General features: G+C 32.3%; 20 protein-coding genes. 7 read left to right on the top strand and 13 right to left on the bottom strand.

The annotated features are described in order from the left end of the window. The first annotated feature begins 71 nt into the window (after positions 1–71). Positions 72–641 carry a hypothetical protein gene (locus BM053_RS04605; RefSeq protein ID WP_091474527.1) on the top strand — a complete coding sequence of 190 codons (570 nt, stop codon included), beginning with the start codon at positions 72–74 and terminating at the stop codon, positions 639–641. Positions 642–683: 42 nt separating this feature from the next. Here BM053_RS04605 and bshA read toward each other — a convergent pair whose 3' ends face one another. From bshA to BM053_RS04555, 10 genes are all read right to left on the bottom strand, one after another. Beyond that, a complete protein-coding gene (bshA, locus tag BM053_RS04600) occupies positions 684–1,832 on the bottom strand; it encodes an N-acetyl-alpha-D-glucosaminyl L-malate synthase BshA (protein ID WP_091474524.1) in 1,149 nt (382 codons plus the stop codon). Positions 1,833–1,904: 72 nt separating this feature from the next. Next, the gene (locus BM053_RS04595; protein WP_091474522.1) at positions 1,905–2,258 is read right to left on the bottom strand and encodes a hypothetical protein; all 354 of its coding nucleotides are present in this window, start codon (positions 2,256–2,258) and stop codon (positions 1,905–1,907) included. A 7-nt stretch (positions 2,259–2,265) separates the two neighbouring features. Continuing rightward, the gene (locus BM053_RS04590) at positions 2,266–5,277 is read right to left on the bottom strand and encodes a serine hydrolase domain-containing protein (protein ID WP_091474520.1); all 3,012 of its coding nucleotides are present in this window, start codon (positions 5,275–5,277) and stop codon (positions 2,266–2,268) included. Positions 5,278–5,433: 156 nt separating this feature from the next. After that, a complete protein-coding gene (locus BM053_RS04585) occupies positions 5,434–5,916 on the bottom strand; it encodes an ABC transporter ATPase (RefSeq protein ID WP_091474518.1) in 483 nt (160 codons plus the stop codon). 13 nt (positions 5,917–5,929) lie between these two features. Next, positions 5,930–6,724: a phosphatase PAP2 family protein gene (locus tag BM053_RS04580; protein WP_091474516.1), complete on the bottom strand. Its 795-nt coding sequence runs from the start codon at positions 6,722–6,724 to the stop codon at positions 5,930–5,932. Further along, a complete protein-coding gene (locus tag BM053_RS04575; RefSeq protein WP_091474513.1) occupies positions 6,724–7,515 on the bottom strand; it encodes a (Fe-S)-binding protein in 792 nt (263 codons plus the stop codon). The genes BM053_RS04580 and BM053_RS04575 overlap by 1 nt, the downstream gene beginning before the upstream one ends. A gap of 70 nt (positions 7,516–7,585) precedes the next feature. Then, on the bottom strand, positions 7,586–8,029 hold the full coding sequence (locus BM053_RS04570) for an LNS2 domain-containing protein (protein ID WP_091474511.1): 444 nt from the start codon (positions 8,027–8,029) through the stop codon (positions 7,586–7,588). Positions 8,030–8,167: 138 nt separating this feature from the next. Further along, the gene (locus BM053_RS04565; protein ID WP_091474509.1) at positions 8,168–9,493 is read right to left on the bottom strand and encodes a 4Fe-4S dicluster domain-containing protein; all 1,326 of its coding nucleotides are present in this window, start codon (positions 9,491–9,493) and stop codon (positions 8,168–8,170) included. Positions 9,494–9,517: 24 nt separating this feature from the next. Further along, positions 9,518–10,465, bottom strand: coding sequence for an MlaD family protein (locus BM053_RS04560; RefSeq protein ID WP_091474506.1), 948 nt, complete (start codon positions 10,463–10,465; stop codon positions 9,518–9,520). Between the two features lie 41 nt (positions 10,466–10,506). After that, complete coding sequence (locus BM053_RS04555; protein WP_091474504.1) at positions 10,507–11,676, bottom strand: N-acetylmuramoyl-L-alanine amidase family protein; 1,170 nt, start codon at positions 11,674–11,676, stop codon at positions 10,507–10,509. Positions 11,677–11,754: 78 nt separating this feature from the next. Between BM053_RS04555 and BM053_RS04550 the strand changes: the two genes are divergently transcribed. Beyond that, on the top strand, positions 11,755–14,481 hold the full coding sequence (locus tag BM053_RS04550; RefSeq protein WP_091474502.1) for a putative LPS assembly protein LptD: 2,727 nt from the start codon (positions 11,755–11,757) through the stop codon (positions 14,479–14,481). Between the two features lie 23 nt (positions 14,482–14,504). Further along, positions 14,505–14,885 carry a RidA family protein gene (locus tag BM053_RS04545; RefSeq protein WP_091474500.1) on the top strand — a complete coding sequence of 127 codons (381 nt, stop codon included), beginning with the start codon at positions 14,505–14,507 and terminating at the stop codon, positions 14,883–14,885. 74 nt (positions 14,886–14,959) lie between these two features. Here BM053_RS04545 and BM053_RS04540 read toward each other — a convergent pair whose 3' ends face one another. Both BM053_RS04540 and gyrA read right to left on the bottom strand, forming a co-directional pair. Beyond that, positions 14,960–16,273, bottom strand: a complete 1,314-nt coding sequence (locus BM053_RS04540) for a tetratricopeptide repeat protein (RefSeq protein ID WP_091474498.1) — start codon at positions 16,271–16,273, stop codon at positions 14,960–14,962. Between the two features lie 92 nt (positions 16,274–16,365). Further along, entirely contained in the window at positions 16,366–18,981 is a 2,616-nt protein-coding gene (gene gyrA, locus BM053_RS04535) for a DNA gyrase subunit A (RefSeq protein WP_091474495.1), read from the bottom strand. A gap of 257 nt (positions 18,982–19,238) precedes the next feature. Here gyrA and BM053_RS04530 point away from each other — a divergent pair, with 257 nt between their 5' ends. The 4 genes from BM053_RS04530 to BM053_RS04515 all read left to right on the top strand — a co-directional run bounded on the left by BM053_RS04530 (position 19,239) and on the right by BM053_RS04515 (position 24,884). After that, a complete protein-coding gene (locus tag BM053_RS04530; RefSeq protein WP_091474493.1) occupies positions 19,239–21,794 on the top strand; it encodes an ATP-dependent Clp protease ATP-binding subunit in 2,556 nt (851 codons plus the stop codon). 119 nt (positions 21,795–21,913) lie between these two features. Next, a complete protein-coding gene (gene rimK, locus BM053_RS04525) occupies positions 21,914–23,287 on the top strand; it encodes a 30S ribosomal protein S6--L-glutamate ligase (RefSeq protein WP_091474491.1) in 1,374 nt (457 codons plus the stop codon). A 12-nt stretch (positions 23,288–23,299) separates the two neighbouring features. Continuing rightward, complete coding sequence (locus BM053_RS04520; RefSeq protein ID WP_091474488.1) at positions 23,300–23,803, top strand: DUF421 domain-containing protein; 504 nt, start codon at positions 23,300–23,302, stop codon at positions 23,801–23,803. Positions 23,804–23,873: 70 nt separating this feature from the next. Beyond that, positions 23,874–24,884 (top strand): hypothetical protein, encoded by a 1,011-nt coding sequence (locus tag BM053_RS04515; protein WP_091474486.1) that lies wholly within the window; start codon positions 23,874–23,876, stop codon positions 24,882–24,884. Between the two features lie 7 nt (positions 24,885–24,891). Here the strand turns inward: BM053_RS04515 and ypfJ are convergent, their stop codons facing one another. Further along, positions 24,892–25,746, bottom strand: a complete 855-nt coding sequence (ypfJ, locus tag BM053_RS04510; RefSeq protein ID WP_091474484.1) for a KPN_02809 family neutral zinc metallopeptidase — start codon at positions 25,744–25,746, stop codon at positions 24,892–24,894. Positions 25,747–25,784 lie beyond the last annotated feature (38 nt).

The following is a 25,784-nucleotide window of genomic DNA, read 5'->3' as shown; positions in this document are numbered from 1 at the left end:
ACTAAAATTGATTAATGGTGCAATAATTGTATCTTTATCTGCGTTAAATAATAACTTAAAACAAATTTATTATGAAAAAATTATTTATTACTGCTTTAATGCTTACAGGATTTGCATTTAGCACACAAGCACAACAAAAAAATGCAATTGGGATAAGATTAGGAGATAACTCAGGTTTTGGTGGTGAAGTTTCATTTCAAACCGCTGTTTCTAAAAATAATCGTATCGAATTAGATTTGGGTTTTAGAAACCAAGGTAATGTTTATTATGGCTACGGAAATGGTTATGGAAATAACTATAATTATGGTAAAGGTTATGGTCATAATGATGTTAAATTAGTTGGGATTTACCAATGGGTATTTGATATTAATAACGGATTTAAATGGTATATAGGTCCTGGAGTTGGAGCTGGTATATACAGTTCGAAAAACTATTACAATCCAATAATTGAACAATATGAAACTAAAAATGGTGCTTTTGCTGTTATAGCTGGAGATGTTGGAGTTGAGTATAATTTTAAATTTCCTTTGCAACTTTCTTTTGATGTAAGACCAGAAATATACCTTAGCCCTGATTATGTAGATGCTAGAGATAATAGTTTTGGTCCTGATTTAGGATTGAGTGCTAGATACAGATTCTAAAAAATATTTTATACCAAACATATAAACATCATTAATCTAAATTTAGATTAATGATGTTTTTATTTTAGATTCTTCTATAGCTTCTAAATATAAGTTTTCATACAAAGGAACTATTTTTTCTACCGAGAATTGTTTGGCTACTTCTAATGATTTTTTCTTAAATAAGTTTAGATTATTTTCATCAGAAATAATTTTAAGTGCATTTTCGGCCATTTCTTTTACGTCGCCAATATTACTCAAATAGCCTGAAACTCCATCGATATTTACTTCTGGCAAACCACCCGAATTACTAGAAATTACAGGAACGCTACAAGCCATGGCTTCAAGTGCTGCAAGACCAAAACTTTCGGTTTCTGATGGTAGTAAAAACAAATCGGTAAGTGCTAAAATTTGATTTATCTCGTTACTATTCCCGAAGAAAATAACTTTGTCTGTTATGCCTAATTTTTCACATAATTTTTCGGCTTTGGCTTTTTCTGGACCATCGCCAACCATCATTAGTTTTGCGGGTATTTTTTGTTGAATTTTATAAAAAACTTTTACAACATCAGGAATATTTTTTACTTTCCTGAAATTACTAATATGTGTAATAATTCGCTCCTCAGGTTTCGCCATTACCGAACGTTTACAAGGAATATTATCGACTATTTTATTTTCTAATTCGATAAAATTTGGGATAACTTCGATCTCATTTCTAATATCAAAAAGTCTGAGTGTATCGTCCTTTAAACTCTGAGAAACCGATGTTACTTTGTCCGATTTATTAATACTAAACGTAACGGCAGTTTTGTAAAATGGGTGGTTTCCAACCAGCGTAATATCGGTTCCGTGCAATGTCGTAACCATGGGAATAATAATCCCTTGATCTTTTAGCATTTGCTTTGCCATATAACCCGCATAAGCGTGCGGAATGGCATAATGTACGTGTAATAAATCTATTTTGTGGAGTTTTACCATATCGACCAATTTGCTGGACAAAGCCAACTCATATGGTTGATAATGAAACAGTGGATATTCGGGAACATTTACCTCATGGTAATGCACATTTGGGTTTAATAATGCCAAACGAACGGGTTGCCTGTAAGTAATAAAGTGTATTTCGTGACCACGACGGGCGAGTTCTAGACCTAATTCGGTGGCAACAACGCCACTTCCTCCAAAGGTTGGATAACAAACTATTGCTATTTTCATTTATTGATTTTGATGAAACGAATTTACTGAAAATAGAATTTATCCTACGATAAATAAAAGTTAAATATTCAACTATATTTTACAACAACCATCTAATGATGCAATACCTTCTGCAGTTGCTTTTGTTTCATCTGCATCATATCCCATTTTTGAAATGCTATTTTTTATAGTTTGTAAATTTGTCTTTTTGGCATTATAATATACTGTAAATGTCATTTTTTTATCATCTAACTCATACATTTTTAGTCCTTTTATTTTCAACATTTCTGTCTTAAATTTCAGTCCACAAGTTTCACATTCCTTACAATGATCACAATTTAAAGTAGTTTTGATAACCGCTTTTTGATTTGTTTTTTGGGCGAATGTTGTATTTGAAATAAAGAATACAAAGATGATTGAGATTGCTGATTTTAATAGATTTTTCATTTTATAATTATTTTATAATAGCTTCTTGAATAATTTTCTGAATATCTTCTCTAATATTTTCTTTAGATAATTTATTTGATGCGTTTGAATCTGGAAAAGTCCTGTTAGATAAGAAAACATACACAATTTCTGTTTCTGGATCTACCCAAGTCATAGTTCCTGTAAAACCTGTATGTCCAAAACTTGTTAATGATGCACAACCGCATGTTGGTCCTGATGTTCCTGGCAATTGTGGCTTGTCAAGTCCAAGCCCTCTCCTATTGCCTTCGGCACAAAAATAACAGGTGTTAAAATCGTTAAAAGTCTTTTCCGAAAAATATTGAATACCGCCGTAATTTCCTTTTTGTAAATACATTTGCATCATTTTTGCAATATCTATAGAATTAGAAAAAACTCCTGCATGCCCAGCAACACCACCTTGCATAGCTGCTGCCATATCATGTACATATCCTTGAACTATTTGATGACGGAAATAGGTATCGTTTTCTGTTGGTGGAATCATATCTATATCAAATCTTTGAAGAGGATTATATAATGTACTACTCATTCCTAGCTTAGAAAAAAAGTTTTCTTCTGCTAATACATCTAACTTTTTATGATGGTGTGTCTCAAGATATTCCTTTAGTAGGATAAAAGTAAAATCGCTGTATTTGTATTCTTTTTTAAGTAATAATTTACTATCAATAATCTTTTTTATAATTGTATCATTGTAATCATTTCGTATAAACAAATTTTCATCTACTTGTGTAGAGAAGTTTATTAATTCTGTTTTTTTATAATACTTTGCTAATGGTTTTTTAGAAATTGAATCGATTGTTTTTTTGTAAAATGGCTCCCAAGCTTGCAAACGAGCATAGTGAGAAAGCAATTCTTTGAAAGTAATTGAATCTTTATTTGAATTTCTTGCTTTATGAATCATTTCGCCAAGACGAGTATCTAAATTTATTTTTTTTGTGTCATAATCTAACATTACGTTAGGTAAAGTTCCTATTATTTTAGATAGTGAGGCAATATCATATATATCTGAGTTTTTTACTTTGATCTCTTTTTTGTAAGTATGGTAACCAAAAGATTTTTGATAAATTACTTTTCCTCTTCTCGCTACTAAAATTTGAGCTCCAGGCGTTATTCTATTTTCAATTGCTTTTAAGGCTATTTTGTCTATTTCTGCTAATTTTTCCGAGCTCAATCCTACACTTTCTGGAGTTGAAAATCCTAATCTATTAATTTTTTGAGTCGATAATCCATCACCTACTTTAAACAGATTACCAACCGAAACAGGTAATTTCCCTTTAGCTTCGATGGCTCCAAAAATTAATTCTGCTGATACTTCCTGAGCGATATCTCCATTTTGATATGAAACTATTATACTTTCAATATTATCAATACTTTTTAGTGATGATAGAATATAAGGTTTAGTAAATACATCTAAAATAACATCATTATTTTCTGATATTTTCTCAATTAATGCTAATTCAGTCTCAGTAAATTCATATTTTTTCCACCATGATTTATCTGAAACATGATAACCTAAAATTACTTTATTATATTTTTTTAGCTCTAAATTTAAGCTATCAATATTTTCATTAGAGACAACTGTAATATCTGCATACTTTTTTAGTGTAGTTAAAAAGGTATTTCCAGAATCATCACCAATTTTCACGTAAGCAATTTTAGTTTTCTCTAGTTCATTAATAGGTAAAGTCTGATGGTCATTCTTTGCAACTGTGATTGCATTTTCAAATAACTTATACTGCAAGGAATTACTATATGGTGTGTTAAGTTCAGAATATAAATTATTTATTTCTATTGGTTTATATTTATTTAAACCTGCTTTATATTTATAATTTAAAATTTTCTTTACTGAATATTCAATACGTTCATCAGGTATTAAGGTGTCTTTGTAGGCTTGTGTAAATTTTTCGACTGCAAGTGGTACGTCTTCTGCGAAAAGTAGAATATCATTTCCCGCTAAAAATGCTTCAAGATCGATTTCTCCTGGCTTTTTAAAATTACTTGCTCCTTTCATATTCAAAGCATCAGTAAAAATTAATCCGTTAAAGCCTAATTGTTTTTTAAGGATATTTGTTACTACATTATAAGATATTGATGATGGATGATTTTCTCTAGTTTCAAGACTTGGCACGTTTAAATGAGCAACCATAACTGAAGACAACCCTAAATTAAACATTTTTTTATACGGATAAAACTCCACTTCATTTAATCTCTCTTTAGAAAAATTAACGATAGGAAGTCCTTTATGTGAATCCGTTTCAGTATCGCCATGACCAGGAAAATGCTTACCCGTAGAAAAAACACCTTGGTTTTGAAACCCTTTCATTAGAGCAACGGCCCTTTTTGTTACTTCTTCTTTGTCTTCTCCAAAAGAACGGTTACCTATAATTGGATTATTTGGGTTTGTATTAATATCTAAAACTGGTGCAAAATTAAATTGTAAACCCATTCGTTTGGTTTCCTTTCCCATTTGAGCTCCCAAATCTTCGATAAGCTTCATATCTTGAATGGCACCGAGTGTCATATTCCAAGGGTATTTATAGGTAGAATCTAGTCGCATACTTAATCCCCATTCGGCATCATTTCCGATAAACAAAGGGATTTTAGATGCTGCCTGAAAACGATTGGTTAGTTTTGCTTGACGAACTGGTCCTCCTTGAAAAAAAATCAGGCCTCCAATTTTATAGTTTTTTATCAGTTTGTCTAATGCGTTAAAATGAACCGTATCTTTATTAGAATAAGCTGCAACCATAAATAATTGACCCAATTTTTCTTCGAAAGTCATGATGTTGTAAATACTATCTACCCATTTTTTTTCTGAATGTGTATCTTCAAAAAAGTTGAAACCAACTTTTGAAGGATCGATAAATTTTTCGCTTTTAGATTTTTCTACATTTTTAGAAACAGCAGTTTTTTCCTTACTCAAATTTTTATTTACAGAACAATTGACCATAAATAAAGTGAGTACAGAAAACAATAGAAACTTAAAACCTAAATTTTTCATTATAATTCTTTGTGATTGCCCGCTTTGCAGACCATTCTTTTTTTACCGCAGATTCACATATTTTTTTTGTGATTCTTGAATTTGTGTGATTTTTTTCGCCGCAAATTCACGAATTTATAATCTGTGAATCTGTGGTAAAAATAACGTTATCCTTTTTTAAAAGAAACGACTATGCCAGCTATCTTCTGCAGGAACTTCCCAAGATTCGTTAAATTCTTCGATAGAATTTACTAGATTATTAAAGACAATTGTCGAACCTGTAACGGCTTTGTCTTTAGCCATTTTTTTAAATTCGATTAATGTTTTGTGGGCTACAAACTTACCATTTTTGAAAGTTACATTCATTTTATCTAACAAATCAACCTTATATTTTTGTTCTAATTCTTGTATAAACTGAACAGACTTATCGATAGAACAACCTGTTGCTGCTTGCACTTCTGGATTTACTGCAAAAATAATAAACCGATTGTATTTTAGTAAATATGAAGCTTCAAGACTTGTTCCGTGAGCAGACCAATCTTGAATAAATGCTTCTGTTGCAACTTGAATTTCGGCAAATTCCTCATCGGTAAATTTACGATTGGATTGGTAAATCCATATTTTTGATTCTAATGGTAAGTCTTCAAATGGAACTAACATATTTTATATTTTTTTAAAATGTAGAAACTAACCCAAAACCAGTGGTTTTTCCATCATAATATGGAATAAATGCTGTTTTTGTATTTGATTCTTTTTTATTTGTAAAAAGCTTACTTACAATTGGGTGTAACCAATATCCAGCTTTGGCACTTAAAATTCCTATTCCTGCTCCAGCAACCACATCAGACAACCAATGTCTATTATTATACATTCTGAAAGCTCCCGTTCCTGTGGCAACTACGTAACCTGATATTCCGTACCAGATTGATTTTTCTTTATATTCTTGATATAACAACTCTGCTCCCATAAATGCTGTAGCGGTGTGTCCTGAAGGAAATGAATTAAATGATGTTCCGTCTGGTCTTTCCGATACGTATGTTCTTTTTAATGTATTTACCGCTAATCCCATAATTAAATAAGATGTGGCAGAAATAATGGTTTTATCCTTAATGCTATTTTTACTTTTTACTCCCAATGCATCTATAGCATATATTGAAACCAAAGGTGTGTATTGAGAAAAATCATCTATTGTTAATTTTTCATCAATATGTTCTTTTACTTCTTCTCTTATTTGAGTGTTAAAAGACGTTAATTGATGACTTTCTAAACCTATAATACCATATCCGATTAATACGGCTGGAATTACTAGTTGATAATAATTAAATTTTATATTCTTATTTTCAGAAATCTTAACAGAGTCGATAAAAACATTACTATTTATTTCTTGTGCAAACGATGATGAACCTATGTAAAGAAAAAGTATTGGTATTAAAAATATATTTTTAATCTTAAAACAGAAATCATACATTATAAATCTTGAGCATTTGCAATTAGTTCGGCGATATCCATCACTTTTACGTCAGCTTCTTTTTCTTTATTTTTTACACCGTCGGTTAACATTGTGTTACAAAACGGGCAACCTGCTGCGATGATTTCTGGTTTGGTTTCTAGAGCGTCTTCTGTTCTTTCAACATTGATTTCTTTGTTTCCTGGTTCGGCATCCTTAAACATTTGCGCTCCACCTGCTCCACAACATAATCCGTTGGCTTTAGATCGTTTCATTTCGACTAATTCGGCATCAAGTTTTTGAATTAATTCTCTTGGCGCTTCGTATATTTTGTTGGCACGTCCCAAATAACATGGGTCATGAAAAGTGATTCTTTTTCCTTTGAATTGCCCGCCTTCAATCGTTAATCGTCCGTCGTCTAATAATGATTTTAGGAATTCTGTGTGGTGTACTACTTCGTACTTTCCGCCTAATTCTGGATATTCATTTTTTATTGTATTGAAACAATGTGGACAAGCGGTTACTATTTTTTTTGCTTCATAAGCATTTAGTACCTCGATATTCATCATGGCTTGCATTTGAAACAAAAATTCGTTTCCTGCACGTTTTGCTGGATCGCCTGTACAACCTTCTTCGGTTCCTAATACTGCAAATTCGACGTTTGCACGGTTTAGAATTCGTACAAAAGCTTTGGTTATTCTTTTTGCTCTATCATCGAAACTTCCTGAACATCCTACCCAAAATAATACTTCTGGTTGTTTGCCTTGGGCTAGCATTTCGGCCATTGTAGGCACTATTAATGTTTCTTGCATAATCTGTTTATTTGGTTATTCGGTTATTTGGTTAATCGATTGAACGATTGAAAAAATAAACAAATTTTAATTAATCTTTTCCGTCGTCGAAGACTTGTATTGTTACTTGTTTGTCTATCAAATCGGTGAATTTTCCTTGGTAACGTGTTGCTTTTACCAAATGATTATCTATCCAGTGGTAGTTTCCTCCTCGTGGTTTTCCCATGACCATTCCGTGGTATTTGAATCCGTGCTTTTTGAGCCAGATTTCGGTATATTCGCGGTGTTCTTCGGTTCTTGAGGTAAAAAAGAAAATTATATGTCCTTCGTCGTACCATTTGTTTAGCGTTACTAATGCGTCAGGATATACTTCGGCAGTAAGCATACGTTCTGGTTCTTCGTTTGGAATATCGTCGCAAATGGTTCCGTCTATGTCTATTAAATAGTTTTTTACACCATCTGGCAAGATGGGACTTATGGTTTGTCCGTTTTCTGATGTAGCTACTAAATTTTTATTTAAATCTTCGATGTTCATTGTAATGCTTATTTATGCTGTGTGTTGCGTGAGGGATTGTAGTGAAAATCCTTTTCTTTTTTTCTTTAGAAAAAGAAAAGATTGTAACGAAAAGCCCGACCCCGCCATTAAAAGCGGGGTCACGCCCAAAATATTATTTTATTCGTTTTTCCAATTTAATCGGTCTTGCTGGTTGTATTGCCATGGCGCACCGTTGTTTTCGATGTTTGTCATCATGGCGTTTAATGACTGTGGCGCTGCACTTTGCTCCATAACGAGGTAACGACGCATGTCCATAATGATTGATAATGGGCTGATATTTACGGGACATTCTTCGACGCAAGCGTTGCATGAGGTACAAGCCCAAAGTTCTTCGGGTGTAATGTAATCGCCCAGTAGGAATTTGCCGTCTGGTATGAATACGCCTTTATTGGTATCGATATTATTTCCTACTTCGACCAATCTGTCACGAGTATCCATCATGATTTTTCTTGGTGATAATTTTTTACCTGTTTGGTTGGCTGGACATGATGATGTGCAACGACCACATTCAGTACAAGTATAGGCATTTAACAACTGAACCCAATTTAAATCTTGCACGTCTTGTGCCCCGAATTTACTTGGAACGGCATTGTCGTCTGGTGCTGGTACAGCGAATGGATCGGCATTTGGATCCATCATTAGTTTTACTTCTTTGGTAACACTTTCTAGATTGTCAAACTGTCCTTGTGGATTAAGGTTTGCAAAATAAGTGTTTGGAAACGCTAATAATATGTGTAAATGTTTAGAGAAATACAGATAATTTAGGAATACTAAAATTCCGCAAATGTGTAACCACCAAGCCGCTCTTTCGATTAGAATTACAGAACTTTCATTCATTCCGTTGAATATTGGCGCCAAAAACTGACTGATTGGAAATGAACCAGCATGAGTATAATGATGTACATTCATAGTTTGCAACCACAAATCGGAAGCGTTTAATATCAGAAATAATGACATTAATACTATTTCAAAATATAAAATATAATTGGCGTCAGATTTTGGCCAACCTTTTAAATCGGAATGTATAAATCTTTTTAGTTTGATGATATTTCTTCTTATTAAAAAAGCAATTACAGCAACTAATACTAACAGTGCTAATATTTCGAACGAACCTATTAACACATTGTAAAATACTCCTAAAAACGCAAAAACTCGGTGTGTTCCGAATAATCCGTCGATAACGATTTCTAAAACCTCAATATTGATAACTACAAATCCTACATAAACAAATATGTGAAGGATTCCTGCTACGGGACGTTTGACCATTTTAGATTGTCCGAGTGCAATCATTGCCATATTTTTCCATCTTTCTGATGGGTTGTCAGAACGATTTATGTCTTGTCCTAGTTTTATGTTTCGGAGAATTTTTTTGACATTGATAGCAAAATACCCAATTCCTATAGAAAGAATAACGAAGAATAATATATTGTCTAAATAGCTCATAAATGGTTAGTTTATTTGGGTTGTTTATTTTTGTACTGGTTGTTCCACATAAGGTTTTTCTTTTTTGCCAAAAAGAGAAACATTAACATATCTTGTTGGGTGTAATCTTACATCTTGCAGTAATAATTCTAACTCTTTTGATGCTTTAGATAGATTAGTATACATGGCATCGTCTTTTAGCAATTTACCCATTGTTCCTTTTCCTGACTCTAAATTTGTCATGATTTTATTGACATTGTCTAAAGTTGCTTCTAGATTTTTGACTGTCGCTCCTAGATTTGCTTTGTCTAAATCGGAAGATATTTTTGCGAAATTTTGAGTAGTTTTGTCTAAATTAGCTACTGCACTTCCTAGTTTCTCTTTGTTATCTACCAGAATATCATCTACATTTTTAGATACTTTACTAAAGTTTGACATGGTTTTGTTTAGCTCGGCAATTGCAGTTTTTAGATTTGCTTGTGTTTGTGCATCTAAAACGGTGTTGATATTTGATATTAATGCATCGGCATTTGCCAAAACTTTGTCTAAACGAGCTTGAAGTGGTTCTAGTTTTTGTCCCAAAGCATCTGTTAATCCTAATTTTATTCCAGACAATAGTTTATCGCCATCGCTAGTCATATTATTATCTTTATAATTTGGAATAATTGCAATTTGCTTTCCTGCAATAACGCCTGGCTCATAAATTTGTGCCACACTTGTTTTTGAAATAGGAAACTGGTCATCATCTATTTGTAGTTCGACTAATAGTTTTCCGTTTGTGTTTAACACTATCGAATTTACTTTTCCTATTACTTTTCCGCTTACAGTAACTGGTGCCGATGTTGCTAATCCTTCTACATTATCGTATTCGACGAATAGTTTTTTGTGGCTGTTAAATAAGTTTTGACCTTTTAGGAAACTGTATCCCCAAATGAATAACAAAATTGAGGCAATGACTAATATGGCGGTTTTAATTTCTCTAGTGATTTTCAAGGTAAGTTGTTTTTAACAAAATTAATAAATTCTTATTAGTATTACTTCTTTAATGCTTCGTTTAAGCTAATTTTTATTCCATTTTTAAAGGCTACAATAAATGCAGAATCATAACCTTTGGTTTTTGCTTCAAGCAATTGCATTTTGGCAACAACAAAATCGTTTGTTTCTCCGTACATATATTTGTAGTAATCTTTTTCTAAAATAAATGAAATTTTATCTAAACCATTAAAATTTTCTGGTTTTGCCTCTATTTTAGATGTGCTTGCTTTTAGTTGGATTTTAAAAATTGGTTTGTTTACATCTAATTTTTTATTATCAACGGCTTTTTTTATTTCTTTTGAAGTATCCTTTATTTGAGTTTGAACATTTACTTTTGGTGTAGAATCTTTTATTTCTGGTTTTTCATATTTTTTAATATCAATAACTGGCATTGTACCACCAAAATGTTCAACTTTCATTCTAAAAATAGCATCGGCAATTGTTTTTGCAATATTATGTTGTCCTTCTTCTGAATTTAAATAAGCGCCCTCTTCTTTATTTGATATAAAACCCGTTTCTACAAGAACTCTTGGCATAAATGCTTTGTGCAATACCATAAATGGGGCTTGAGCAACACCACGAGATTTTCTGTTTAATTTATTTTCTAAACCATCTTGTATTCTACTTGCTAGTTCGATACTTTGATCTAAATATTCTTCTTGTGCTAATGTCGCGCTTATTAATGATTCTGGCGAATTAGGATCATATCCTGCGTATTTTTTCTTATAATTATCCTCTAAGGTAATAACCGCATTCTCTTTCTTTGCAATTGCCAAACTCGAAGCGCTTTTAGAAAGTCCCATTACAAATGTTTCAGAACCATAAGGATCTGGTTTTACATTTGCATTACAGTGTATTGATACGAAAAAATTAGCATTTGCTCTATTAGCAATATTAGCTCTTTCTACTAATTCGATAAAAGTATCGTCGTTTCTAGTGTATATAACTTGTACGTCAGGATCGGCTTCTAATATTTTTCCTATTTTTAAAACTATACCTAAATTTATATTTTTTTCGACACAACCATTATAAACAGCACCAAAATCTTTGGCACCATGTCCTGCATCAAGAACAACTTTAAATTTAGAATTGGTTTGTGCTGAAGTTGTTGCAACAAAAACTAAGGATAAGGTTAAAATTAAATATTTTACTTTTAATGTGAATTTCATACTTGTATTTTTTTATAAATGACCTTAAAGGTTATAATTTTACTAAATGCTTAATTTTTTTAAAAATAGATTGTAAGTTTGTCACTTCAAAAATTAAGCCATATTTTTACAAAAATAGTATTTATAGCGTTGCGTACAAACTTATTTCATATCGTTTTTTTAGCTTTTTTATTAACTTTTGGATATAACACTTCTTATTCCCAAGAGTTGTCTAAAAAAAGTCTTGCTATACCAGCTAAAAATCAGAAAGATAGCTTAAATATTGGTATAAAAAATATTGTTAAAATGAATGATACTATCAAAAAAGATAGTGTTGTTAAAAAAAAGCCCTTACTTGATGCTCAAATTAAGTATAAAGCTGCAAAATATGCCAAAATAAATCAAAAAAAGAAGCAAATTACACTATATGACAAAGCCGAAGTATATTATAATGATATCGAACTAAAGGCTGGAACTATTGTAATAGATTACGAAAAAGACGAAGTTTATGCAGGAAGAATAAAGGATTCTGCCAATGCTTATTCTCAATATCCTTATTTCAAACAAGGAGAAAATGTAGTCGAACCAGATTCTATTCGTTTTAATTTTAAAACAAGAAAAGCTTTAATCTGGAATTCTAGAACCGACCAAGATGAATTTAGAGTAAAAGGAGAAATTACAAAAAGAGAAAACGATTCGGTTTATTTTATAAAAAATGCTCGTTTTACTACCTCAAAAAACCTAGAAGATCCTGAGTATTATTTTCTTGCTCGAAAAATCAAACTAGTTCCCGGAAAAAAAGTAGTAACTGGATTTACAAACATGGTAATTGCAGGTGTTCCAACTCCTATTGCAATTCCGTTTGCTTATTTTCCTTTATCGAAAGAAACCAATGTTTCGGGAATAATCATTCCAACGTTTGGAGATTCGAATGCGCAAGGTTATTTTTTGCAAAACGGTGGATATTATTTTGCTTTAAGTAAGCATTATGATTTGGCACTTTTAGGCGATTATTACACGAATGGAAGTTATGCTTTTAGAGCAGAAACAAATTATGCAAAGATTTATAAATACCGTGGTAATTTTAACTTCAGGTTTGAAAATCAGATTACTGGTGAACGTGGTTTACCTGGTTACGGAAAAAATAATATTTATAATTTGCAATGGAGCCATTCTCCAGATACTAAAGCAACACCAAATTCTAGATTTTCGGCATCGGTAAATTTAGGAAGTCAGAAATATTTCAAAAGTTCATTTAATCAAATAAATAATTCAGCTTCGTTAAACAATACGTTAAGTTCTTCCATAAATTATTCGAAAACATTCAATACCGTTCCACAAGCAAATATTGCCATTACTGCAAACCATAGTCAGAACACAAATACAGGACAAATAAACATGACTTTGCCAACGTTAACAGCAAGTTTAGACAGAATGTATCCTTTTGCTAAAAAAGAAGAGAATAAAAAAGGTTTTGTAAAAAATATTAACCTTACTTATAATTTATCGGCAAGAAACGAAATACAAACAGTCGATTCTTTATTTTTTAAACCTCAAATGTTTCGTGATGCAAAAAACGGAATGCAACACACAATTCCATTAAGTACCAATTTTAAAGTTTTAAAATATTTGAATGTAAATACATCAGCAAATTATATCGAAACATGGTATTTGAAAACAATCGATAAAAAATACAATGCTGTAACTAATGTTGTTGATGAAACTATAAATAATGGTTTTGATGCCTTTAGAACCTATAATTTTAATGCAGGATTGGGAACTACAATTTACGGAACTTTTAACGTAAGTAAAGATAAAAAAATTCAAGCTATTCGTCACGTTATGACACCAAATGTAGGATATAGTTATAAACCAAGTTTCGAAAAATATTATGATACTTACGCCACCGATGGAAGTGGGAAAATGGCAGATTATACTCGTTTTGAAAAAGGAATTTTTGGAGCACCAGACAAGAATTTTTCTAATATTTTAAGTTTCGGATTAAACAATACTTTCGAAGCCAAAGTAAGAGATCGAGATTCTACAAAAGTAGAGCCAAAGAAGATAATGTTACTTAACAACCTTCAATTTTCTACAGGTTATAATATGAGTGCAGAAGAAGGAGCACAAGCTTGGCAACCAGTTCGAGTTAGTGGCGGAACAAATTTGTTTAAAGAAAAAATGAATGTGAATTTTGGAGCCACTTTAAATCCTTATGCGATAGATGCTAATGGGAAAGCACTAAACATCTTTAATATAGACAATAATGGAAGCCTTTTTAGACTAACAAGCGCTAATATGACCCTGAATTATTCCTTGTCTAGTAAAGGTAATAAGGAAGAGAAAAAAGACGATTCATTCAACAATAAAGGATTACAAAATGGTGGTCGGGAAGATGATTTATTCGGAAAAACTACCGATTTTAGTAACCGTAATGAAAGTCAGTTTGGAAAAGATGACGAGGAAGACAAGTTTGCAGGTTTTTTTAATGCTCAAATACCTTGGGATTTAAAACTAGCCTACTCGCTAACTTATGACAACAACAATCGAGAGAAAAAAATTTCCAGTAGTTCGCTTATGTTTTCTGGAAATATAGATATTACACCTAAATGGAAGGCTGGAGTTTCGTCTGGTTACGATTTTGTACAAAATGGTGTTACTTATACCCAATTGCGTTTCGAACGAGATTTGTTAAGCTGGCGAATGGATTTTAATTGGATGCCTTTTGGTAACCAAGCTTCGTGGTACTTTTTTATAGGAATTAGCTCTTCTGCTTTAAGCGATATTAAGTGGGACAAACGTAATACACCAGACAAAAGACTTTAATTTTAAATAAAAAAAATAATTAAATGAAAAAAATAATTTTTACAGACAAAGCGCCTGCTCCTATTGGCCCATACAACCAAGCAATTTTGAGTGGGAATACTTTATACACTTCTGGACAAGTAGCTATAAATCCTACTACAGGAGATTTAGTTTTAGATACTATTGAAGTAGAAACCGAGCAAGTTATGCAAAACCTAAAAGCAGTTCTTGACGCAGCTAATATGACTTTTGATAACGTAATAAAAACAACCATTTTTATCATGAATATGGGTGATTTTGCAAGAATAAATGCCGTTTATGGAAAGTATTTTACCGAAGAAACTGCTCCTGCAAGAGAAACAGTTCAAGTTTCTTGTTTACCAAAAAATGTAAACATCGAAATATCGATGATTGCTGTGAAGTAATTTTTTTTGTAGATATTATTTTAATATTAAACATTATCCATAAAAAAAGGCTCTAAATATAGAGCCTTTTTAAGTTATTTTTTTGCCTTTAATGCTTTCGCTTTTTCGGTCATATCGAGCGCATAATAAATATTAAGTAATGTCGTTTTTATTTCTGTATCACCTGTAAAAAGTTCTTCTGCTTTTTCTAAATAAGGTAATGCTGATTTATATATTTCTCTTTGTTTAACTTTTAATGCATCATATTTTTTATTTTCCGCTGGAGAAGTACCAAGTTTATTCATTTGTTCTACAATTTTAGTTGCTCCTTCTAATTTTAGAACAGCAAGATTGATGTAGGCATTTTTATATTTTGGATCGATTTGTATTACTCTCAAATAATTTTTTTCAGCTTCAGCCTGTCCGTCTTTAGATTTTGCAGAAATAACACCTAAATTAAAAAACAAATCAGCATCATTTGGATTTTTAGCTAAGACTTCTGTAATTAATTTTTTATAAGTATCATAATCCTCTGTTTTTAAATACAAATTGGCTTCTACCATTATTAGGTTTGTATCGTCAGGATTGACAAGTCTTGCATCAACAATAGCTTTTTTTGCGTTTGGAATATCATTTTTTCCAATATATGATTCAACAATATTCTTGTAAATATCTCCTTTTCTAGATGGTGTTTTTTCAATTTTAGGATCGGTATGTGTTCCTATTTTTACTGCAAGATCTCTTTCGGCAATTGTAGTAAAAGAGTTATACTCGTCATTTACCTTACTTTTTGCTAAATAAGTTGTTGCTTCACCTGTATATTTTAGTGCATTTAACTCATTATAATATTCAATGGCTTTATTATATTCCTGAGCTCTGAAAGCATACTCAGCAGCAATATAAAGTCTCTCTAAATCCTTTTTGTCTAATTGATATATTAAATACGCTGCTTGAGAAACTTCTTTATACTTTTTTTGACCATCTAATGCAACAACATATTCCCATAATAATGGTTTATATTTTACTTTATTTTCGTTTATATTTTTAGTGTAAACCTCTTTACCTGCTTTTTTCTCAAAATCTAAAGTTGCATTTAGTCCTGAAGATAAGTTGGCAATAGTTTCCAAATTTATAAAATCAGCTTTTTGCATTGCGGTTGCATTTGCTCCCAAAGCATTTATTTGCAAAATTGGCAACATACATTTGTAAAATTCTGAATAAATTTTATCTTCTTCTTCGATAGCTACATCACCATATTTTATAGCATTTTTTTTGTAATCTACTAAATCTGCTTCAGTAATGATTTCTTTTGTGTAGATTTTTTTTAGTGTTTTAATCTCATCTTTTTGAGCAAATGTTGCTAGTGAGAAAAATAATAATCCTGTAATTATTTTAGATTTTGTATTCATTTTTATATGCGTATTAATTTTTATTTATTAAAATTTAAAATAGGATTTTCAATATCTGTGCCAAACATTAAAAATCCTATTTATATAATTATTTATGCTTCGTCGTCAGAATCGTCTTCGTCTTCTTCTTCCGAATCATCTTCTTCTGAATCGTCATCGTCGTCATCGTCAGCCGTTCCGTCATCTTCAAGAACTTCTAATACTGGTTTTACTCTTTCGATTACCGATTCGATAACATTTCCTTCTTCGTCAACAAGAACTTCTTCTACATCATCTTTCATTACTTTTGTAACTGCAGCGATTGAATCTTTTCCTTTTAAGTTAATTAATTTCACTCCTTGTGTTGCACGACCCATTACTCGTAAATCTTCTACAGCCATTCTGATCGTTAATCCTGATTTGTTTATAATCATTAAATCATCAGCATCGGTAACAGAATTGATAGAAATAAGTTGTCCAGTTTTTTCTGTAATATTCAAAGTTTTTACACCTTTTCCACCACGGTTTGTAATTCTGTATTCATCAAGACTAGAACGTTTTCCGTATCCGTTTTCGGCAACAACTAGAATTTCGCTATTCATATCATTTACAGAAACCATTCCGATAACTTCATCAGATTCGTCTTTTAGTCTAATTCCACGAACTCCAGAAGCTGTTCTTCCCATTGGACGGGTTTTAGTCTCTTCAAAACGTAGTAATTTACCCGATTTTACTGCTACAATTATTTGACTATTTCCATCTGTTAATTCGGCTGATAATAATTCATCACCTTCCTTAATCGTAATAGCTGCAACACCGTTTACACGTGGTTTAGAATATTTATCTAAAGATGTTTTCTTAACCAATCCTTTTTTGGTCACCATAATCAAATTATGAGTCGTCGTATAATCCTTATCTTTAAGATCTTGTGTACAAATAAAAGCTTTTACTTTATCGTCACTTTCTATATTGATTAAGTTTTGTAAAGCACGTCCTTTTGCCGTTTTACTTCCTTCTGGAATTTCGTAAACACGCATCCAATAACATTTTCCTTTTTGAGTAAAGAACATCATATACTGGTGGTTTGTCGCCACATACATATGTTCTAAGAAATCGGCATCACGAGTTCCTGCTGATTTTTGACCAACTCCTCCTCTATTTTGCGTTTTGTATTCGTTAAGGTTTGTACGTTTAATGTATCCTGCGTGAGAAATTGTAATTACAACATTTTCATCGGCAATTAAATCTTCAATACTAACATCTCCTCCAGAATATTCGATTTGAGAACGACGAGCATCGCCATATTTCTCACGCATATCCTCTAATTCTTCTTTAATTAATGCTGTTCTTAAGTTTACATCTGCAAGTAAAGCTTTCAAATGCTCAATTAATTTCATTAATTCTTCGTATTCTGCTCTTAATTTGTCTTGCTCCAGACCTGTAAGCTGACGCAAACGCATTTCTACGATAGCACGTGCTTGAATATCAGATAATTTAAATCTTTCGATTAATTTTTCTTTGGCTTCATCGGTATTTTTAGAAGCACGAATTAAAGCAATTACTTCATCAATATTATCCGAAGCAATGATTAAACCTTCTAATATGTGTGCTCTTTCTTCTGCTTTTCTTAAATCGAATTGTGTTCTACGAACTACAACATCGTGACGGTGTTCTACAAAATAATGAATCAAATCTTTTAGATTCAACATTTGCGGACGACCTTTTACCAGTGCAATATTATTTACACTAAATGAAGATTGTAATTGGGTATATTTATAAAGTGTATTTAATACAACGTTTGGTGTTGCATCTCGCTTCAAGATATATACGATACGCATTCCGTTTCTGTCCGATTCGTCACGAATATTCGATATTCCTTCGATTTTTTTATCATTAACCAAATCGGCCGTACGCTTAATCATATCGGCTTTATTGACTTGGTAAGGGATCTCGCTCACGATAATACATTCGCGACCATCCACTTCTTCAAAACCAACTTTTGCACGCATAACGATACGTCCACGACCCGTTTTAAAAGCTTCACGAACACCTTCGTATCCGTATATTATACCACCAGTAGGAAAATCTGGTGCTTTAATATGGTGCATTAACTCATCAATCTCAATATCGTTATTTTCAAGATAAGCTAAAGTTCCATTTATAACTTCGGTTAAATTGTGAGGTGGCATATTTGTTGCCATACCAACCGCAATTCCAGTAGCTCCGTTTATTAATAAAGTGGGAACTTTAGTAGGCATTACTTTTGGTTCATATAAAGTATCGTCAAAGTTTAACTGAAAATCGACAGTTTCTTTTTCTATATCGGCCATAATTTCTTCCGAAATTTTACGCATTCTGGCTTCTGTATAACGCATGGCTGCTGGGCTATCTCCATCGACAGAACCAAAGTTACCTTGACCATCTACTAATAAATAACGTAAAGACCATTCTTGAGCCATACGAACCATCGCATCATATACTGATGTATCTCCGTGTGGGTGATATTTACCCAGTACTTCTCCGACAATTCTGGCAGATTTCTTGTGGGCAGATTTTGAAGTTATTCCTAAATCATACATACCATATAAAACCCTTCTGTGAACTGGTTTTAGACCATCTCTCACATCTGGTAAGGCACGCGATACAATAACCGACATCGAATAATCGATGTAAGCTGTTTTCATTTCGTCTTCAATGTTAATTGGTATTAACTTTTCTCCTGTCGACATACTATATTTATGTTTAATTATGTAATTTTAAAAATCTTGCTAATATAAGCTTTCTCGATTATTTTTTACATACTAATAAATAGATTTTTCTTCTTTTTATTAACAATATCAAAGGTTGTTTTGGTTAATAAATAATCTATATTTTAACACTTGTTTTTGAATATTTTTTTGTCAATTAGCTGTCAGTACATTTGATGCGGAACGATTTTTGCATTTCTATTGATAAATCACTAAATTTACATTAACAAGATATAATTATGGATGATAATTTTTCACCAAGAGTCAAAGATGTAATTACTTATAGTAAGGAAGAAGCCTTGCGTTTGGGTCACGATTTTATTGGTACCGAGCATTTAATGTTAGGTATTTTACGTGACGGAAATGGTACAGCGATTTCTATATTAAATAATCTTTCTATCGATTTAGATCATTTGCGTAGAAAAGTCGAAATACTAAGTCCTGCCAATCCAAACGTAATTGTGAGTAACGATAAGAAAAACTTGCATCTTACAAGACAGGCCGAAAGAGCTTTGAAAACTACTTTCTTAGAAGCTAAAGTTTTTCAGGCTACTTCGATAAGTACTGCACATTTATTGTTATGTATTTTGCGTAACGAGAATGACCCAACGACAAAATTACTTAATAAATTACAAATTGACTACGATACAGCCAAAGAACAATATTTGAATATGACACCAACAAATAACGAAGAAGATTTTCAAGACAACTTACCGAAAAATGAATCTTCTTATGGAGATGATTCAGGACAAGATGACAGTCTAAAAGGAGATAGTTTTAACAATCCTGCCAACAAATCGAATAAGAAGTCTAAAACTCCTGTATTAGATAATTTTGGTAGAGATTTAACCGAAATGGCCGAAGAAGGCAAACTTGATCCTGTAGTAGGACGTGAAAAAGAAATAGAACGTGTTTCTCAAATTTTAAGTCGAAGAAAAAAGAACAACCCATTACTTATAGGTGAGCCTGGTGTTGGTAAATCGGCTATTGCAGAAGGTTTGGCATTAAGAATTATACAAAAAAAAGTGTCTAGAATTTTATTCGGAAAACGTGTAGTTACTCTAGATCTAGCTAGTCTTGTGGCTGGTACAAAATACCGAGGACAGTTTGAAGAACGTATGAAAGCTGTGATGAATGAATTAGAGAAAAACGATGACATTATCCTTTTTATCGATGAAATTCATACCATAGTTGGCGCTGGCGGAGCAACAGGTTCGCTAGATGCTTCTAACATGTTTAAACCAGCTTTAGCCCGAGGAGAAATACAATGTATTGGTGCCACAACACTCGACGAATACCGTCAATATATAGAAAAAGACGGCGCTTTAGAAAGACGTTTTCAGAAAGTAATTGTCGAACCAACTTCTGTTGAAGAAACTATTACCATCTTACATAATATTAAAGACAAATACGAAGACCATCACAATGTAACGTACACCGACGAAGCCATTGAAGCTTGTGTAAAATTGACTGATAGATACATGTCTGAACGATTCTTACCAGACAAAGCGATTGATGCTCTTGATGAAGCTGGTTCTCGTGTGCACATTACAAACATTGATGTTCCTAAAAAAATTCTTGAATTAGAACGTCAATTAGAAGAGGTTCGTGAACTTAAAAATTCGGTTGTAAAAAGACAAAAATATGAGGAAGCAGCCAAGCTTCGTGATGATGAGAAAAAATTAGAAAAAGACTTAGCCATTGCGCAAGAAGAATGGGATGATGATGCTAAAAACAATAAAATTGTAGTATCGGAAGATAATGTTGCCGATGTGGTTTCGATGATGACAGGAATTCCTGTAAATCGTATTGCTCAAACCGAAAGTAATAAATTAGCTCACTTACCAGAACTTATTCAAAATAAAGTAATTGGACAAAACGAAGCGGTACTAAAAATTGCTCGTTCTATACAAAGAAATCGTGCAGGATTGAAAGATCCAAACCGACCAATTGGTTCCTTTATTTTCCTTGGACAAACTGGTGTTGGAAAGACACAATTGGCAAAAGTTTTAGCCAAAGAATTATTCGATTCTGAAGATGCGTTAGTTCGTATCGACATGAGTGAATATATGGAAAAATTCGCTATTTCTCGTCTAGTTGGAGCGCCTCCAGGATATGTTGGTTATGAAGAAGGCGGACAATTAACAGAAAAAGTTCGTAGAAAACCATATTGTGTCGTTTTATTAGACGAAATTGAGAAAGCACACCCAGATGTTTTCAATATGATGTTACAAGTTCTTGACGATGGTTACATGACCGATAGTTTGGGTCGAAAAATCGATTTCAAAAATACAATTATCATCATGACATCTAATGTTGGAGCGCGTCAATTAAAAGATTTTGGTCAAGGAGTTGGTTTTGGAACTGCTGCCAAAGTTTCGCAAGCAGATGATAACTCGAAAAGTATTATCGAAAATGCCTTGAAGAAAACATTTGCACCAGAATTTCTTAACAGAATTGACGATGTAATTGTATTTAATGCTTTAGAAAAAGAAGATATTAATTCGATTATCGAAATTGAATTAAACAAATTATACGCTCGAGTTAAAGAATTGGGGTACTCACTTTCTTTGTCAGACAAAGCAAAAGCTTATGTTGCCGAAAAAGGATTCGATAGACAATTTGGTGCTAGACCACTAAAAAGAGCCATTCAGAAATATGTAGAAGATGTTCTTGCTGAGGAAATTATCACCTCAAAAATTGCTTCTGGCGACGAGATTTTTATGGACTTTATAGAAGGAGAAACTGAACTAAAAGTTACGATTCAGAAAAAAACTGAAGAACCAACAAGTTAATTTTTTTCACAATACATTCAGACCATCTTTTCTTAGGATTAGATGGTTTTTTTATTTTAAAAAACTACACTTTTATTAATTCAAATATCTACTTTTGATTTATTAAAATATCCCATAATATGTTAGCACAAAAACTAATTCTAGGAAGCGAAGAATGGTGTTCATTTCCAGATTTAAATATTCCAGTTATCAAAGCCCGTGTAGATTCAGGTGCAAAAACATCGGCATTGCACGCAGTAAATATTGCGCCTTTTATTCGTGACAACGAGAATTGGGTCAAATTTGATATCAATCCAATTCAAAACAACACCAAAACTGTTAAACATTGCGAAGCAAAACTAATAGATAAACGTGTTGTAAAAAGCTCTAGCGGTTATCGCGAACAACGCTTTGTGATACAAACAGAACTAAAAATTGGAGAGGCAACTTGGAAAATAGAAATGACATTGACCAATCGAGATTCGATGGGTTTCCGTATGCTTTTGGGTCGTGAAGCCATGAGTGGAAGAGTTTTAGTTGATCCTGAACAAAAATATTTATTAGGACAACCCACTTTAGAATCGATAAAAACATTTTATCAAAATTCTGATGAAGTAAAAAAAGGACTAAAAATTGGGCTTCTTGCCAGTAATCCTGAGTTATATAGCAACAAACGTATTATGGAAGCTGGTGCCATGCGAGGACACGAAATGCATTTTTTGAATATTAAAGAATGTTATATGAAACTCGACGCTACCAATCCCGAAATTCATTATCGTGGTGGAAAAGTATTAGACAATTTTGATGCTGTAATTCCTAGAATTCGTCCAAGTATTACTTTTTATGGTTGCGCGCTAACCAGACAATTTGAAGCTTTGAAAGTTTTTTGTTTAAACTCATCGGCGGCAATAACACAATCTCGCGACAAATTATATTCGTTGCAATTGCTGTTAAATCACGGAATTGATATTCCAACTACAGGCTTTGCAAATTCCCCTTTAGATACTGACGATTTGATAAAAATGGTTGGTGGTTCGCCACTTATCGTAAAATTATTAGAAGGAACGCAAGGAAAAGGTGTCGTTTTAGCAGAAACAAAAAAAGCGGCCGAATCGGTTATAAATGCTTTCAAGAGTTTGAATGTTAATATATTAGTACAAGAATTCATCAAAGAAGCCAACGGTAAAGATTTGCGATTATTTGTTGTAGATGGTAAAGTTGTAGCTACAATACAGCGTGAGGCTTTGGCCGGAGAATTTCGTGCCAATATTCATTTGGGCGGAACGGCATCGGTAATAAAACCAACCGCAGAAGAAAAGAAAATTGCAATAAAAGCTGCAAAAGCCATGGATCTTAAAGTGGCCGGTGTAGATATTATTCGTTCATCGAAAGGACCATTATTATTAGAAGTAAATTCATCGCCCGGACTAGAAGGAATTGAAGGTGCAACGCACAAAGATATTGCTGGTGAAATGATTTTAGCGATTGAGAAAAATTTTAAAACGAAACATTAATTTTTTTTTTAAATGAATGAATATCTTGAAATAATCATACGAAGTGTTTCTGTATATTTTTTTATGCTAATCGCTTTGAGAATATTTGGCAAAAAAGAATTATCCCAACTCAACACTGCCGATGTCATTCTTATTTTACTCATAAGCAACGCCGTACAAAACGCTATGGTTGGTGCTAACACATCACTTGTGGGCGGAATCATAGCTGCTTTTGCATTGTTTTGCATCAATTTTATTTTTAAAAAAGTAATGCTAAAATCTTCCTTTATTAAAGATTTAGTACAAGACAAACCCGAAATTTTAATTCACAACGGAAAAACCGAATTCGAAACGCTTGCTCGATTGGGAATTACTTCCGACGAACTCGAAGAAGCCATTCGCGAACATGGTGTTGAACATTATAATGAAGTAAAATTAGCCATGTTTGAAATAGACGGAAATATTAGTGTTATTTCTGGAAACGAAAATTTAAAACAAACGAAACACAAGCGAAGAATTCATAAATCGTTGGTTTAGTTTGACAATGAGATAGTTGGTAATAATTTTCATACAACACTAAAAATTGATAAAAAAATAAACAATAAAAATGCCCAAAGCCAAAAAAGGATTTAAGTTAGAAAACTATATGATAGTTATTGGAGGATTTATTCTAATCTTTTTAACTTATATAGGTTACAGAATAAACAATTCAGAAGGAAGATTAATACCAATTAGTGTCGTAGCATTAATTGCAGGAGTAATATATGAAAGCAAACGTATAACTGAGAAATGGTCTACCGTTTTATATTCTGCTCTTGGCTCATTTGTTTTTAGTTTTTTGGCATTCCTGCCGGGAAAAAGAGAAAGAATATACGACTTCGAAAATCACATAGAAATGTGGCCATATACTTTCATACTAATTTTCATAATTATAACAATTGCAATGAATGAAGATAAAATAATTCCAAAACTAACCGAAGGAATTACGCTTATGAAATCAGTAGCAATTATATATTGGGTTATAGATTATGGATTTTTAAATACTGAAAATAAATTCATGATTGCAATTATGATTATTGGTTTACTGTTTGCTATATTTTCAATAATTCATGCATTTACACATATTGAATTAACAAGAACTAACAGATTAATATTAAGTACTTGGAGTTCAATAATACTTGTTTTATTTGCATTAGACAACATTTATAGAGTTTATCAAAATGATGATATTGAAAATACGAGCAATATAATAAATGGAATTTGGATTGGAATTCAATATTTTCTACTTGGAATTTCAAGTGTATATATTATTCAAAATATGTTTATGTTAATTGGATTTTTACCAGGAAAACAAAGTTTTTTTAATGCCAGATATTATAGAGAGCTTAAAGAATTAAAAAATCAACATATAAAAAGATATTCTGAAGAACAAATCAGTATTTTAAATTCTATATTTTGTATTTTATTTACTTCTACAATATTTTATTTGAACTATAAGTACCAAATTTTACCAAGACACACTGCTATTTGGCTTGTATTTGTATTATTTCCTTTGATTTTATACATTTATGAATATATAAAAAGAAAAAAACTACTACTAACAGAGGTTTCAAAATAATTACTAACTAATTCATTTCTGCAAAAGTATCTCCTTGGCGAATATCGCCAGTAGTGTAACCTTTCATAAACCAATATTTGCGTTGTTCAGATGTACCATGTGTAAACGATTCAGGAACAACCTGTCCTTGTGTTCTGCTCTGAATAGCATCATCACCTACAGCTTGTGCCGCGCTTAATGCTTCGTCAAGATCGTCCATATCAAGATTTTGCTGGTTGTATTTTGCCCAAAGTCCTGCATAAAAATCAGCTTGAAGCTCTAAAGCTACCGATAATTTATTAGCTTCTACTTCACTCCTACTTTGCTGTAATTGTCTTACTTTATTAGATGTTCCTAAAACGGTTTGAATATGATGCCCAACTTCGTGAGCAATAACATAAGCAATGGCAAAATCTCCGCCTTTTGCACCAAAACGTGTTTGAAGTTCTTGGAAGAAAGCCAAATCCATATATACTTTTTCGTCTCCTGGACAATAAAATGGTCCTGATGCTGCTGAAGCACTACCACAAGCAGTTTCGACTGCATCGGTAAATAATATCATTTTTGGCTGACGGTATTCTATATTATTTTCGCTAAATATTTGTGCCCAAATATCTTCGGTATCGGCAAAAACGGTTTTTACAAATCCACCAACTTCTTGTTCTTCTTGAGTCAATTCTCTCGAATCAGATTGTGTAGTGGTTTGTTGCTGATTCATCTGCTCTAACATTGGTGTAAGCATTTGTGCATTTTCACCACCAAAAAGATTAAGTAACAAAATAATAATTCCTAATGCTCCGCCACCCACAACTGCTTTACCACCTGTTGACATTCCTCTTCTATCTTCAACGTTTTCACTTTGACGTCTTCCTATCCATTTCATAATTTAAATTTTAAAACATTTATACAAATATACTTTTT

This window comes from Flavobacterium swingsii, from assembly GCF_900111965.1.
GTDB classification, from domain to species: Bacteria; Bacteroidota; Bacteroidia; order Flavobacteriales; family Flavobacteriaceae; genus Flavobacterium; species Flavobacterium swingsii.
This window is presented reverse-complemented; position numbering and strand designations above follow the sequence as displayed.